Source organism: Paracoccus laeviglucosivorans, assembly GCF_900182695.1.
Lineage (GTDB): Bacteria > Pseudomonadota > Alphaproteobacteria > Rhodobacterales > Rhodobacteraceae > Paracoccus > Paracoccus laeviglucosivorans.
Map to the genome: position 1 here is coordinate 22,243 of NZ_FXTK01000012.1, position 13,277 is coordinate 35,519.

A 13,277-nucleotide genomic window follows, 5' to 3' on the forward strand; every position below is an offset into this window, starting at 1 on the left:
CTTGCAAAACCGGAGATATGATATGTTCCAAAGACTTGCAGCATCCATCGCCCTTGGCCTTGCGCTGACGGGCACAGCCATGGCCGAAACCGATATTCGCTTCACGCTGGGCTGGAAGACCCAAGGTTCGGACGCGCCCATGCTTCTGGCGCTGAGCAAGGGCTATTTCAAGCAAGAGGGCCTGAATGTCACCATCGATCAGGGCGAAGGCTCGGGCGCGACGGTCACGCGCATCATGTCGGGCACCTATGATGCGGGTTTCGGTGACATCAACGCGATCATCCAGAACGCCGCGACCCGGCCCGAGGAAACCCCGGTCATGGTCTATCAGATGTGGAGCGTGCCGCCATTTGCCGTATCCTCGCGCAAGGAAACCGGCATTCAGACCCCGGCCGATCTGGTGGGCAAGGTGCTTGGCGGATCGCAAGGCACGCCGACGACGCGGCTGATCGCGGTTCTGGCCCGCAAGAACGGCATCGACCCTGACCAGTTGCAGGTGACGAACATGGCACCGAACCTGCAGGAACCCATGCTGATCAAAGGCGACATCGACGGCGCGCTGGTCTTTACCATCACAGGCTGGTTCAACCTGGTGAACAACCGCCAGGACCCGGAGGCAGATTACAACTGGCTGAATTTCGGTGATTTCGGGCTGGACCTGTATTCCAACGGCGTCATGGTTTCGCGCAGGCTGATCGCGGAAAATCCCGATGCGGTGCGCGGTCTGGTCCGGGCAATCAACCGTGCCGCAATCGAGATCGGCACCGATCCCGCCGCCGGGGCCGAGGCAATCATCGCCTATGACAATCTCGCCAAGGCCGATCTGGAACGCGACCGCATGATCTTTGCCTATGAACGCCTGATGCAATCCGATGAATCGGCCCGCATCGGGCTGGGCGATCTGGACGACGCGCGTCTGGCCCGTTCGATCGACATCGTGGCCGAAGGTTACGAGCTGCCCACAAAGCCGGAAGTGGCAGCGGTGTTTACCCGCGAATTCCTGCCGCCGCTTGACGATCGCAAGCTGGTCTATACCCCGCAATGAACGGTGCAGTCGTCATATCGCCCCACCGCGCCTCTGCTGAAGCCGGGGCGGACGTTCTGGCCCAAGGCGGCAATGCCATCGAGGCATTGGTCGCAGCAGGCGCGGCGCTGGCCGTGACCTATCCGCATTTCTGCGGATTGGGCGGCGATGCCGTCTGGATGGTCGCGGACGGGGCCGGGGCGGTTGACTGCTATCTGGGGATCGGGCAGGCCATCGCGGCCCCCGTGACAAGGATCGACCAGCGCGGCCCCGGCTCGATGCTGACCACTGCCGCGCTGGTGGATAGCTGGGACCATGTGCTGGCGCATTCCGCCACATGGGGCGGTCGCGCAGGTCTGCATGAACTGTTGCAAGCTGCCATTTCGCTGGCAGAAGATGGCTTTGCACGCTCGGCATCGCAAAAATTCTGGCAAGAGTTTCGGGGCGATACCATCGCATTCTGCAACGATGACTGGCTGCGCCAGCCCGAACTGGCGCAAAGCCTGCGGCTGATCGCGCGCGACGGTGCGCGCAGCTTTTACGAAGGCGCGCTTAGCCAGCGTATCTCGCGGGCCATGCGGGACGCGGGCGCGGCCATCAGCGCTGATGACTTGGCCGCGACGCGCACGCAGCGGGTCGCGCCGCTGCGACTGGACTATCGGGGGTTGACGCTGTGCGCTCCGCCGCCACCGACGCAAGGGGCAACGACTTTGCAGATCATGGGCATCCTGCGCGCCCTTGATATGGCGGGTTTTGCCCCCGATGGTCCCGACTTCCACCATCATCTGGTCGAGGCCGTGAAACAGGCATTTCTGGATCGCCCCCCCATCGCCGACCCGGATTTTACCGCGGTCGATGTGCAGGCGATGCTGGGCGCGCCGCAACTTGCCGCAGCCGCTAGCCGCATATCGGGCCGCGCAATGGACTGGCCGCAGCCGTGGCGTCAGGGGGATACCGCCTTTTTGGCCGCGGTGGATGCGCAGGGGCGCAGCGCATGTGTGCTGCAAAGCCTGTATTTCGACTGGGGCAGCGGCGTGATGCTGGGCGATACCGGCATTCTTTGGCAAAACCGTGGTGCGGCCTTCGATCTTGCGCCCGATCACGTCAATTGCATCGCGCCGGGCAAGCGGCCATTTTACACCCTGAACCCCGGCATGGCGCTGAAGGACGGCAGACCAACGCTGCTTTATGGCACGCAGGGCGCGGACGGACAGCCACAAACGCTGAGCCTGCTGCTGTCGCTGCTGATAGATCACGGAATGTCGCCTGCCAAGGCGCTGGCACGGCCGCGTTTCCTGCTGGGGCGCACGTTCTCGGATTCGCGCGATACGCTGAAGATCGAGGCGGGGTTGCCCGACACGACCACAGCCGCGCTTTGCGCGATGGGCCACGAACTTGCTCCGATCCCGGCATTCAGTCCGCTTGGAGGGCAGGCAGGCGTCGTTCGCATTGAGGCTGACGGCAGGATTGACGCGGCGCATGACCCGCGTAGCGATGGCGGTGCGATCTACGCGGGGGAACGATGCACGACCTGATGATCCGAAACGTGCGCATTGCCGGTGATACGCCTGCGGTTGACATCGCCGTCGATCAGGGCCGTATCAGCGCGATCGGCCCCGACCTTTCGGGCGCGGCGATGACGCAGACAGACGGGCAAGGCATGTTCGCCTTTCCGGGTTTCACCGACAGCCACATCCATCTGGACAAGGCCGATATTCTGGGGCGCTGCACCGCCTGCAACGGCACATTGGCCGAAGCCATCGCGCTGACCGCCGCAGCAAAGGCAGCCTTTACGCAGGACGACATATACCGTCGCGCCGCAGGTGTCGTCGAACGCGCCATCCTGCACGGCACGACCCTGATGCGCAGCTTTGTCGAGGTCGATCCGCGCATCGGGTTCCGCGCATTGGATGCACTTTGCGAATTGCGCGACCATTACAGCTTCGCCATCGACATCCAGCTTTGCGCCTTTGCGCAAGAAGGGCTGACGCAAGAGCCCAAGACCATCGGCATGTTGCACGAGGCGCTGACGCGTGGCGCGGATATGATCGGCGGCTGTCCCTATGCCGATCCCGACCCGGACCGGCATATCGCAACGATCTTCGACCTGGCCTGCGAATTCGACGTGGATGTGGACTTTCATCTGGATTTCGATCTGGACCCCGGCCATACCGACCTGCCCGCAGTCATCCGCGAAACCCGCGCGCGCGGCTGGCAGGGACGTGTCAGCATCGGCCATGTCACGAACCTGTCCGCGATGCCTTTGCCGCGGGTGGCCGAAATCGCAGCGGCATTGTCCGGTGCCGGGATCGCGCTGACCGTGCTGCCCGCCACCGATCTTTTTCTAACGGGACGCGACCATGACCGACTGATCCCGCGCGGCGTCGCGCCTGCGCATCTTTTGCGGGCCGAGGGTGTCGTGACCTCGATCGCTACGAACAATGTGCTGAACCCGTTCACGCCATTCGGCGATGCGTCGCTGCTGCGTATGGCCAATCTTTATGCCAATGTCGCGCAAATCTCGCGCGATGCTGATATGGACGCCGTATTCGCCATGATCGCCGAAGACGCCGCGCGTATTCTAAGGCGCGCGCGAACCCTGCATGTCGGTGCCGAAGCGGATATTGTCTTGCTGGACTGCACCAGCCGCGAGGCGGCTATCCGTGGTCTGCCCCGCGTGGCGATGGGGTGGAAGCGCGGCAGGCAAAGCTTTCACAACTTCCGTGGGCAGATTTTGCGACCGGCGGCTCCGAATACATCCGCATCCTTACCTATGCCTTGATCGCATGCAATATTCGCCCAAATTTACGCAAATCGGATGGGACCGCATGTCCACGACCAGCACAAGAAGCGACTCGATCTATGCCTCGCTGCGCCGCGCCATTCTTGAGCAGGCTTTGAAGCCCGGCACCAAGTTGCCCGAAGATTCTATCGGAGAAACTTTTGGCGTCAGCCGCACATCCGCCCGCAACGCTTTGGTGCGACTGGAAACCGATGGTCTGGTCGAAATGCGCCCGAACCGTGGTGCCGCCGTCGCGATGCCTGAATTCAACGAAGCCGAAGATGTCTTCGCCCTGCGGCGCTGTCTTGAACGCGAGGTGATCGAGCGGCTTTGCAGGCGGATGTCGAATGACAGTATCGATGCCCTGCGCAGCCATGTCCGGGAAGAGGAGCGCGCGTTGCGTGCATCAAGCCCGCGCTCGATCCGGCTGGCGGGCGAATTTCACATCCTGCTGGCCGAACTGACCGGCTCGGCCGAATTGACGGGCTTTGTCAGCCGGATCGTGTCCCGCGCCTCGCTGATCCTAGCGCGTTTCGGCCGACCGCATTCCGCCGAATGCGGCATCGACGAACATCTGCGCCTGATCGACGCGCTGGCCGCGCAGGATGCAGCTGCGGCGCTTGCGATCATGGACGCCCACCTGCACGCGGTCGAGGATCGCGCGAATTCCGATGATACCGGCAAGGACACCGATGTCGCGTCGATCCTTGGCCGCTATCTGAACGACCCGGACCAGCTGCGCTGACCTGCCGCCCGGCACAGGGCGACGGCGCTAGCCAGACATCTGCATGGCGCGATAACGCCGTTGGCTCTGGCCCAGATGTTCGCGCATCAGGCGACGTGCCGCTTCGGCGTCGCGGTCCTGGATGGCACCGATGACCGCCATGTGTTCGCCGTCCAGCGCAGCAAGATAGCCAGGATCTGCGGTCGGCTGACGCCCGACACCGGCACGCGGAATGACACCCGGCCCCAGCATCGTCAGTATCTCGACGAAACGCGGATTGCCCGATGCGGCAGCGATCGCCAGATGCAGCGCATAATCCGCCTCTGCCGCTATGCGTCCCGCAGCAACTTCGGCACGAAGATGTGCCAACGCTGTCAGGATATGTTCTTCCTGTTCCGGGGTGCAGCGTTGCGCAGCAAGGGCTGCCGCCTCGGCCTCGATGGCGATGCGCAACTCCAATAGCGAAAGCACCGACGAAAGCCGGGTCTGATCCACTTCGCGCAGCATCGGATATGCCGGCTGGGGCGGCTCAAGCACGAACACGCCCGAGCCCTGCCGCGACAAAAGCAGCCCATCCGCCCGCAGGGCCGCCACCGCTTCGCGGATGACCGTGCGGCTGACGCCGAATTCAGCCGATAGCAGCGGTTCGGTCGGAAGCTTGTCCCCCGGCCTGTATTCGCCGCGCTCGATTCGACCGCGCAAGGCCGCGACAAGTTCGGTCACACGACTAAGTTTGCCCGTGGCTTCGGCCAAGCTGCTCTCCGATGTTTTTAACTCAATGACGCCAATCGGCGGCAATGCCAAGCGGGTCGTATTAATTCATAATATCTATATTGATATTCATCATGTCAAAACTTAAGGTGAGGTGACACACATGACCAATGGATCGTATCATGATGACCCCTGAACAGATCAAGACCGCCCTTGGCTCGGGCCTGCTTTCCTTTCCGGTAACGCATTTCGACAAGAACGGCGCATTCGCGCCTGACAGCTATAAATCGCATGTCGAATGGTTGGCGGGCTTCAAGGCGCCGGTTCTGTTCGCCGCAGGCGGCACAGGAGAGTTCTTTTCGCTAAAGCCGGCTGAAATTCCGGCCATCGTCGCAGCTGCCAAAGAGGCATCGGGCGACACCGCCATTGTGTCAGGATGCGGCTATGGCACGGAAATGGCCATTGAAATTGCGAAATCTGCAGAAAAGGCCGGAGCCGACGGCATCCTGCTGCTGCCACACTATCTGATCGACGCGCCGCAGGATGGTCTTTACGCCCACGTCAAGGCAATCTGCCAGTCGGTTGGCATTGGCGTCATGGTATACAACCGGGACAACGCCGTCCTGCAGCCCGACACGCTGATGCGCCTATGCGACGAATGCCCGAACCTCATCGGATTCAAGGACGGCACCGGCGATATTGGGCTGGTGCGCCAGATCACCGCGCGTCTGGGGGATCGGCTGATGTATCTGGGCGGGATGCCAACTGCGGAATTGTTTGCCGAAGCCTATCTAGGTGCAGGCTTTACGACCTATTCCTCTGCTGTGTTCAATTTCGTGCCAGCTTTGGCGAATGAATTCTACACCGCATTGCGCAGTGGCGATCGCGCGACCTGCGACCGTCTTTTGAAGGATTTCTTCTATCCTTTCATGGCAATACGCAATCGCCAAAAGGGCTATGCCGTTTCAGCCATCAAGGCAGGTGTGCGCCTGCAAGGCTTTGCCGCAGGCAATGTGCGGACACCCCTGACCGATCTGACGCCCGAGGAGGAGGCGATGATGGAAAAGCTGATCGGAACGCATCGTCGCTGACACAAGGCCGCGCGCCGATCATTCATCATATGAATAAGGCGTAAGCATCCTATTTCGCGAAGACGATAGGACGGAACTGGCTGATCTCGCGGCTTGTCAGAAAGTTCCCTCACGCCCGTCACATTCGCGTTATGACCTCGCGATACCCAACAGTGGAAAAGCGTTGCCCTGTTGGAGATCGCCTGATGCTTGCCTTACGTCCTGATGGAGTGGAAGTCGTCGCGAAACCTTGGGGATTGGGGCGCCGTATCGCGACCTCGGCCCTGGCATTCATCGCCATCGGTTTCATCGTGTTCGCAGCCGCTGGCAGCAGCGACGAAGGGCGGCTGGAAGGGGCCGGTTCGACGCTGGCCAACCCGATCCTGCAACGGGTTTCGACATCATATCAAAGCTATCTGGCTGCGGACCGGGTTGATCTGGCAACGCAGCAGGGCCAAAGCGGCGATTGGGTCGCAGGCACGGGCGCGCTGGATTACGACCCCATCGGCTCGGTCGGGGGCCTGATCCGGCTGAACGATCCGGCAATGACATTTGCCGTGACCGAAGTGCCCATGTCGCCCGCCGAGCTGGAAAACGAAGGCCGCGTCCAGTTTCCGCTGATTCTGGGCGCGACTGCCCCCGTCATCAATCTTGACCTTGGCGGTGCCGATCTGGTGCTGAACGCGGATGTGCTGTCGGCCATTTATCTGGGCCAGATCACACGCTGGACCGATCCGGCCATCGCGGCGCTGAACCAAGGGATCGCGCTGCCCGATCAGGCCATCACCGTGAACCATCGCAGCGACGGTTCGGGGTCAAGCTGGACTTTCACCGGCTATCTGGCGAAATCGCCAGGCTGGACCGCAGGCCAGACCGCACAAACGAACTGGCCCACCGGCAATGGAGCCGAGGGCAGCCGTGGCATGATCGATGCCGTCAAGGCGACCGAAGGCGCCATCGGCTATGCCGAAATCGGTCAGGCAAGCCGTGCCGGACTTGGCGTGGTGCATCTGATCGACGGCGCGGGCAAACCCGTCGCACCCTCTGCCCAGACCATCCGCGCGGCGGCGACCGTCGCCGACTGGCGGCCCGATACGCAGAACGCCGCAGCCTCGACCGCGCAGGGCTGGCCGATGACCGCGACCGTCTATGTCGTGCTGCGCCGCGACAATGCGCAGAACGCCCGCGCGCTGGCCTTTTTCCGCTATTTCTACGCCGAAGCGGCACGCCGGGCGGATGCGCTAGGCTATGTCGCGCTGCCCGAAGAGGTGGTGCAGGCCGTCGAAGCCTATTGGGGCGAAACCGTTAACCAGCAGTCCTGAACCGGCGCATCGCGCTTATCAGAGGTGACATCGTGGAAGTCGATTTGTTCAAGGAAATACTCGTGCCCGTGATTGGGGGCCTGGGGATATTCCTGCTTGGCCTTGAATTCATGGCCAGCGGGATTCAGGCTCTTTCGGTCAACAAGATGCGGGAATGGCTGGCCAAGATGGCCGGAACGCCGATCAAGGGCGTGATGGCCGGCACGATCATCACCGGCATCATCCAGTCCTCGACCGCGATGACGGTTATGACCGTGGGCCTTGTGAACGCAGGGGTTCTGGGCCTGCGCTCGGCCATCTCGGTCATCATGGGGGCCAATATCGGCACGACGCTGGGCAACGGCCTGATCGCTTTGCCGCTGGGTCCGCTGGGGCTGCTGTTCGGCGGCATCTTCGCGACGATCTATTGCTTCGCGAAATCGGACCGGGTGCGCAACATCTCGTTGGCGGCAATGGGTTTCTCGCTGATCTTCTATGGCCTGAACCTGATGACCGGCGGTCTGAAGCCCCTGCGCAAGATGCCCGAGGTGCTGGAACTGATCCAGTCGCTTGACGCGGGCAGCTTTGGCGGGGTCATCGCCTGTGTGCTGATCGCGGCGCTGATCACGGCACTGATCCACTCCTCCTCGGCCACCATCGGCATCGTGATGGGTCTGGGCGCATCGGGCATCCTGTCGTGGGAAACTGCAATCGCCTTTGCGGTCGGCGCAGATCTGGGCACTACGATCACCTCGTGGCTGGCATCGCTGAACCTGTCCAAGAACGCCAAACGCGCGGCCTATGCCCATATCAGCTTCAACTTCATTGGGGTTGCGGTGGTGCTGGCGCTGTTCTTCCCGGCGATATGGCTGCTCAAGACCATGCTGGGCATTTGGGGCATTGATCCGGGCGCCGTCGTCATGGTGGACGGCAACGAAACCTATCCGGGCGTTCCGATCGTGATCGGCATCTTCTCGATCGTGTTCAACATCTTCAACGTGCTGATCCTGTTCCCCTTCGTGAACACCTTCGACCGCGTGCTGTCGCGTGTCGGCCACAGCGAGGCGGATGACATCGAAGATTACTCGGTCCCGCGCTTTCTGGACCGCAAGCTGATTGCCGATTTCAATTCGGCGCTGCCGACCGTCCAGCAGGAAGCACAGCGCCACCTGCAGGCCGGTGCGATCTTCCTGGACATCGCGCGTGACAAGAAAGGTGCGCCCGCCGATCCGGTGGAACACTACAACGCGACCGACCAGCTGAGCCGTGAGATCCGCTCGTATTCCTCGCAACTGTTCCAGGATGGATTGTCGCGCGACCAGTTGGATCTGGTGGCCTCGCTGATCGAGGAAGTGGACTTCACCTCGGCCCTGTCCGAGTCGCTTTACCAGATCGCCCGCCGCGTCAAGCGCGAGCCCTTCTCGGAGGCGGCACGTGAGGTTCTGGGGCTGGGGCTGGAGCGTCTGGACCAACAGATGAACACGGTCCTCTTCGCGCCGGGTATGCAGGCGCGGATGCCGGCGGGCCACAGCGTCGTCCCCGATGTCGAGGAACTGCGCTGGAAAGCCCTGCAAAGTCGCGACGTGGCTGCTGGTGAAAAAGGTGCACTGGTCGCCCTGCTGGGGTCAATCGAACGCGCGGAAACCCTGATCGAGCGGATCAAGGCCGAACGCGCCTCGGTCGATCGCGAAGCCATCATCCGCAGCGCAGGCATACCGCCGTCGATGCCGTCGCAAAGCCGTCTGGACCGCGAAGACCCATCGACTGGCGGGTTGGTTCCGGCGGAATAAGCCGCCATCCCACAATCCAAGAACGGACCCGGTCGTATGGCAGGGTCCGTTTCATATTTCCAAGCACTGTCGCAACCAAGTTATCGGGGCTGCATATGGCCGACACTTACGGCATGCAGACTAAGCGCATCCTGCATCATATTGATTCTTGGACAAAGAAGGACGCGACATGAAAGACAATCGTGACATCGAAACCAGCTTTGAACTGGCCGCCTTCGTCGCAGAACTGCGCCGTCTGGCAGATGAGCTGGAAGCCAGCGGCAGCTTTTCAATCGAGCTGGACGGCGAGATGGTCGAAGTGCCCGCCGGTGCCAGCTTTTCGGTCGAGCACGAGCGCGAAGACGGCGCTGAGGAGCTGGAATTTCAGCTGAAATGGGGCGTCAAGGTCGAGGACGAGGATGAGGGCGACGACGCCCCCGCCGAAGATCACGCCGAGGCTGCCGACGCACCTGCCGACGCCGATGCCCCGATCGAACAGGAAGCCCTGACCGAAGAAGCCGCCGAGCAGCCCACCGAGACGCTGGCCAAGGACGAAGAGAAGGTCTGACCTGACGCTTTGGGGTCCGAACCGCATCCCGCAGTTCGGACCCCGTTTCTTCATGTGGGACCATTCAGGTCGGGTCGTCGCGATGGATGTCGTGGACCGTCATTCCGATCGACTCGGGCGGCTTTTCCAGCCAGGGGCGATGACGCAGGGTCCGCACCGTGTCGCGATAGCCGGAATCCCAATGCTCCCGCATCGACATGCCCGAGAATTCGTAATCCTTGGCGTCGTTTTCATAGATGCGCGGCTGATAGATCAGCTGGACGATATTGACCTGCGGCACGTCTTCCATACGGCGCAGGAATGCCTTGTCATCAGGCGTCAGCTTGTCTTCGGGGACTTTTTTCAGCGCCTCGTGCAGGCGGAGCTGCACGTTGTGCAGGCGGCGGAAGGTGTCGGTGTTGTTGCGCGTTCGGCTGGAATACATGATGTCCTTGTGCCGCGTGGTCACTGCGCCCATGTCGCGGGGCAGCGCCCCCCGTGCGCTGAACAGGTCGATCTGAAAGGCCAGCGTGTCGCGCAGACTGTCCTGTTCCAGCAGGTATTGCAGCGGCGTGTTCGACACGATGCCGCCATCCCAGTAATGTTCGTTGTCGATTTCGACCGCCGGGAAAGCAGGCGGCAGCGCCCCCGAGGCCATGACATGGCGCGCGTCCAGCCGTTCCAGCGCACTGTCGAAATAGCGGAAATTTCCGGTGGCGACATTTACCGCGCCAACACTAAGCCGCCGCTCGCCATCATTCACGATGCGCCAGTCCACCAGACGGTTCAGCGTCGTTTCCAGTTCGGCCGTGTCGTAAAAGCTGGTGGCACCGCTGGCCCCTGCCATGGCGAACCACGGGTTGGTCTGGCGCGGCGCGAAGAAACCCGGCAGACCCGTCATCATGGTCATCATCGCGCTGTGCTGGTTGCGCAAGCGACGGAAATAATCGCCTTCGGGCGTATAGGCCCAGACCTTGCGACGCGACACGGTTTCCCAGAAATCGCGCAGCCGGTCCAGTTGGTCACCCGGACGGTTGCCCGCGATGATGGCCGCGTTGATCGCGCCGATGGACACACCCGACAGCCAGCTTGCACTGATGCCCGCCTCATGCAGCGCCTGGAACACGCCTGCCTGATAGGCTCCAAGCGCGCCGCCGCCCTGCAGGACCAGCGCAACAGTGTGATAGGGCTTCAGGATTTCGGCGATATGCAGCGCGTGGCTTTTTTCCTCCGCAGATGCGTCTTTCATTCCGCGCCCTCCAGATAGTCAAAGACGACCTCACCCATATCCAGCGTCAGGTCGGCGGTGAAATGCAGGGCCGAGACGACCTCAAGCACCGGCAGGCGGGCCACGTCTGCGATGACATGGCGAAACAGTTGCAGATCGGCGGGGCCGGTCCATGCCTCTTTCACCGTGATGTCGGTCAGGTGATAGCGGACCAGTTCGCAGATGCGGGGTGTTGCATCAACATGCGGGATGATCTTGACTAGAAAGTTCGGCTTTTCCATCGCGTGCCGCACATCATCGGTGCTGACCGGCTGGTGCTTGTAGCCCATGGTCGCCGTCGCACACAGGACCGAGCCGTAATGCAGCGTGCCCAGCACAACCTCGCCCTCGTGCGAGATCTTGGGCTGCGCCAGTTTCTTGGGGAAACCCCAGATTTCGCGCCCACCCGCGATGGGCGCGTCGTCATCCAGGTACATCGCATGGACATAAACGCCGTCCTGATCGCCGAAGCGCACCGGGATGACCTGCCCGGATTCGGTGTAGTCGCCAAATCCGGTGGAATCCGGCATGCGGATGAATTCGTATTTCACCAGCGGCTCAGTGATCTCCAGCGGTTCGGGGACCACGGCGCGCAGCGCATCCATGTCGGTGCGATAGGTGATGATGACATATTCGCGGTTAAAGAACCGATACGGCCCCTTGGGATAGGCCGGATTGGTCAGGGGCATCGCATAGGCGTTGCGGATGTCTTGGGGCTTCATGCTGCGTTCCTTAATGCGCGGTCCAGCCGCCTTCGATGGGCAGGATCGCCCCGGTGATCGACGCCGCGCCGTCCGAGCACAGGAAGCCCGCGAATGCGGCAACTTCGTCGATCTGCACGAATTTCTTGGTGGGCTGGGCGGCCAGCAGCACGTCATTAATGACCTGTTCGCGGGTCAGTCCACGTGCGGCCATGGTGTCGGGAATCTGGCTTTCGACCAGCGGCGTCCAGACATAGCCGGGGCAGATCGCATTGACCGTGATGCCCTGTGCCGCTACCTCAAGCGCCACGGATTTCGTCAGCCCGGCAATGCCGTGCTTGGTCGCGACATAGGTCGATTTAAACGGCGAGGCGACCAGCGCATGGGCCGAGGCCACGTTGATGATCCGCCCCCATCCCGCCGCTTTCATATGCGGAACTGCCGCCTTGATCGCATGGAACGGCGCGGCAAGGTTGATCGCCATGATGGCCGCGAACTTGTCATCGGGGAATTCGTCCACAGGCGCGACGAACTGAATGCCCGCATTGTTGACCAGCACATCGCAGCCGCCGAATTCGCTGGCAGCCAGTGCGATCATGTCGCGAATGTCTTGCGGCTGAAGCATGTTGGCGGGGGAATAGATGCAGCGGATGCCGAAATCGGCTGCGATACCCGCGCGGATCGTCTCGATCTGATCGGCGTCACCCAACCCGTTTATGACCACGTTCGCGCCCACCCCGGCCAGCGCACGTGCCACGCCAAGGCCGATGCCGCTGGTCGATCCCGTGACGACGGCGGTCTTTCCAGCCAGAAAATTCGAGGAAATCATGACGGCTCCCTATGTCCCATGACGGAGTTCACGGGAAAGAGAGCACTGGGTTGCAACAACGCCGCAAAGCCCCGGCCCTTCGGCGTGAAATGCGGCCGCGTTACATTTGCGGGGTTGTGCCGTAACGCGCGATGCAAGCTGCTTGTCCGCCCGCCTGCAAACCGGCAAGACGTTTTTGCAAGGCATCGCGTTTGCGCAACTCGGCCGCGGGATCAATCGGCACGCGGGTCCGCACGGTATCCGGGCCACCATAGCAGCTGCCGTAACCCAAGCCCACGCGGCCCGACCGGTAGCCCCCAGCGCAGAAGCTGAAGCCGGTGCCGCCCCTGACTTCGTTTTCCCATGCATAGCCACGCGCCAGATTTTCATTCACCTCGCCCAGCAGGCGGGTGACGGCGCGTTCTTCGGATGACACGCTGGCCTGACACCGCTCGGCAGGGGTTCCGCAAGCGGCAAGGCCGAACAGCCCAAAACATGCGATAGCGATTGAAACAGGCTTCATGGCAGCGCCCCCGATCCGATGATCAGATCCAGACTGAAAACCGCCGGATC

Annotated in this window: 13 protein-coding genes; 8 read left to right on the forward strand and 5 right to left on the reverse strand. The window is 62.0% G+C overall.

What is annotated here, in order from left to right; translation table 11 throughout:
* Window positions 1-22: 22 nt before the first annotated feature.
* Genes FN835_RS13060 through FN835_RS13075 form a run of 4 tightly spaced genes read left to right on the forward strand, consistent with a single transcriptional unit; the run spans window position 23 to window position 4,551 of the window.
* On the forward strand, window positions 23-1,045 hold the full coding sequence (locus tag FN835_RS13060; RefSeq protein ID WP_142663672.1) for an ABC transporter substrate-binding protein: 1,023 nt from the start codon (window positions 23-25) through the stop codon (window positions 1,043-1,045).
* Window positions 1,042-2,559, forward strand: coding sequence for a gamma-glutamyltransferase family protein (locus FN835_RS13065; RefSeq protein ID WP_142663673.1), 1,518 nt, complete (start codon window positions 1,042-1,044; stop codon window positions 2,557-2,559). Before FN835_RS13060 ends, FN835_RS13065 begins: the two co-directional genes overlap by 4 nt.
* Window positions 2,547-3,806 (forward strand): amidohydrolase family protein, encoded by a 1,260-nt coding sequence (locus FN835_RS13070; protein ID WP_142663674.1) that lies wholly within the window; start codon window positions 2,547-2,549, stop codon window positions 3,804-3,806. The genes FN835_RS13065 and FN835_RS13070 overlap by 13 nt, the downstream gene beginning before the upstream one ends.
* Window positions 3,807-3,852: 46 nt before the next feature.
* Window positions 3,853-4,551 carry a GntR family transcriptional regulator gene (locus tag FN835_RS13075; protein ID WP_142663675.1) on the forward strand — a complete coding sequence of 233 codons (699 nt, stop codon included), beginning with the start codon at window positions 3,853-3,855 and terminating at the stop codon, window positions 4,549-4,551.
* Between the two features lie 27 nt (window positions 4,552-4,578).
* Here FN835_RS13075 and FN835_RS13080 read toward each other — a convergent pair whose 3' ends face one another.
* The gene (locus FN835_RS13080) at window positions 4,579-5,283 is read right to left on the reverse strand and encodes a FadR/GntR family transcriptional regulator (protein ID WP_185958668.1); all 705 of its coding nucleotides are present in this window, start codon (window positions 5,281-5,283) and stop codon (window positions 4,579-4,581) included.
* A gap of 143 nt (window positions 5,284-5,426) precedes the next feature.
* Between FN835_RS13080 and kdgD the strand changes: the two genes are divergently transcribed.
* From kdgD to FN835_RS13100, 4 genes are all read left to right on the forward strand, one after another.
* Window positions 5,427-6,332: a 5-dehydro-4-deoxyglucarate dehydratase gene (gene kdgD, locus FN835_RS13085; protein ID WP_142663752.1), complete on the forward strand. Its 906-nt coding sequence runs from the start codon at window positions 5,427-5,429 to the stop codon at window positions 6,330-6,332.
* Between the two features lie 185 nt (window positions 6,333-6,517).
* Window positions 6,518-7,633 carry a phosphate ABC transporter substrate-binding protein PstS gene (pstS, locus tag FN835_RS13090; protein ID WP_185958669.1) on the forward strand — a complete coding sequence of 372 codons (1,116 nt, stop codon included), beginning with the start codon at window positions 6,518-6,520 and terminating at the stop codon, window positions 7,631-7,633.
* A 62-nt stretch (window positions 7,634-7,695) separates the two neighbouring features.
* A complete protein-coding gene (locus FN835_RS13095) occupies window positions 7,696-9,402 on the forward strand; it encodes a Na/Pi cotransporter family protein (RefSeq protein WP_246098734.1) in 1,707 nt (568 codons plus the stop codon).
* Window positions 9,403-9,571: 169 nt separating this feature from the next.
* Window positions 9,572-9,949 (forward strand): amphi-Trp domain-containing protein, encoded by a 378-nt coding sequence (locus FN835_RS13100; protein ID WP_142663678.1) that lies wholly within the window; start codon window positions 9,572-9,574, stop codon window positions 9,947-9,949.
* A gap of 64 nt (window positions 9,950-10,013) precedes the next feature.
* On the opposite strand, the gene FN835_RS13105 is transcribed toward FN835_RS13100, so the two are convergent.
* The 4 genes from FN835_RS13105 to FN835_RS13120 all read right to left on the reverse strand — a co-directional run bounded on the left by FN835_RS13105 (window position 10,014) and on the right by FN835_RS13120 (window position 13,227).
* Window positions 10,014-11,177: a patatin-like phospholipase family protein gene (locus FN835_RS13105; RefSeq protein ID WP_142663679.1), complete on the reverse strand. Its 1,164-nt coding sequence runs from the start codon at window positions 11,175-11,177 to the stop codon at window positions 10,014-10,016.
* Window positions 11,174-11,917: an acetoacetate decarboxylase gene (locus FN835_RS13110; RefSeq protein WP_142663680.1), complete on the reverse strand. Its 744-nt coding sequence runs from the start codon at window positions 11,915-11,917 to the stop codon at window positions 11,174-11,176. The genes FN835_RS13105 and FN835_RS13110 overlap by 4 nt, the downstream gene beginning before the upstream one ends.
* A gap of 10 nt (window positions 11,918-11,927) precedes the next feature.
* Entirely contained in the window at window positions 11,928-12,725 is a 798-nt protein-coding gene (locus FN835_RS13115) for a 3-hydroxybutyrate dehydrogenase (protein ID WP_142663681.1), read from the reverse strand.
* A 100-nt stretch (window positions 12,726-12,825) separates the two neighbouring features.
* Window positions 12,826-13,227: a hypothetical protein gene (locus FN835_RS13120; RefSeq protein ID WP_142663682.1), complete on the reverse strand. Its 402-nt coding sequence runs from the start codon at window positions 13,225-13,227 to the stop codon at window positions 12,826-12,828.
* Window positions 13,228-13,277 lie beyond the last annotated feature (50 nt).

Excerpts from the sequence above, each read along its gene's own strand:
- FN835_RS13115 (WP_142663681.1), bottom strand. The coding sequence starts at position 12,725 with ATGATTTCCTCGAATTTTCTGGCTGGAAAGACCGCCGTCGTCACGGGA.
- FN835_RS13110 (WP_142663680.1), bottom strand. The coding sequence starts at position 11,917 with ATGAAGCCCCAAGACATCCGCAACGCCTATGCGATGCCCCTGACCAAT.
- FN835_RS13100 (WP_142663678.1), top strand. The coding sequence starts at position 9,572 with ATGAAAGACAATCGTGACATCGAAACCAGCTTTGAACTGGCCGCCTTC.
- FN835_RS13065 (WP_142663673.1), top strand. The coding sequence starts at position 1,042 with ATGAACGGTGCAGTCGTCATATCGCCCCACCGCGCCTCTGCTGAAGCC.
- FN835_RS13075 (WP_142663675.1), top strand. The coding sequence starts at position 3,853 with ATGTCCACGACCAGCACAAGAAGCGACTCGATCTATGCCTCGCTGCGC.
- FN835_RS13120 (WP_142663682.1), bottom strand. The coding sequence starts at position 13,227 with ATGAAGCCTGTTTCAATCGCTATCGCATGTTTTGGGCTGTTCGGCCTT.
- FN835_RS13105 (WP_142663679.1), bottom strand. The coding sequence starts at position 11,177 with ATGAAAGACGCATCTGCGGAGGAAAAAAGCCACGCGCTGCATATCGCC.
- FN835_RS13060 (WP_142663672.1), top strand. The coding sequence starts at position 23 with ATGTTCCAAAGACTTGCAGCATCCATCGCCCTTGGCCTTGCGCTGACG.
- FN835_RS13070 (WP_142663674.1), top strand. The coding sequence starts at position 2,547 with ATGCACGACCTGATGATCCGAAACGTGCGCATTGCCGGTGATACGCCT.
- kdgD (WP_142663752.1), top strand. The coding sequence starts at position 5,427 with ATGACCCCTGAACAGATCAAGACCGCCCTTGGCTCGGGCCTGCTTTCC.
- pstS (WP_185958669.1), top strand. The coding sequence starts at position 6,518 with ATGCTTGCCTTACGTCCTGATGGAGTGGAAGTCGTCGCGAAACCTTGG.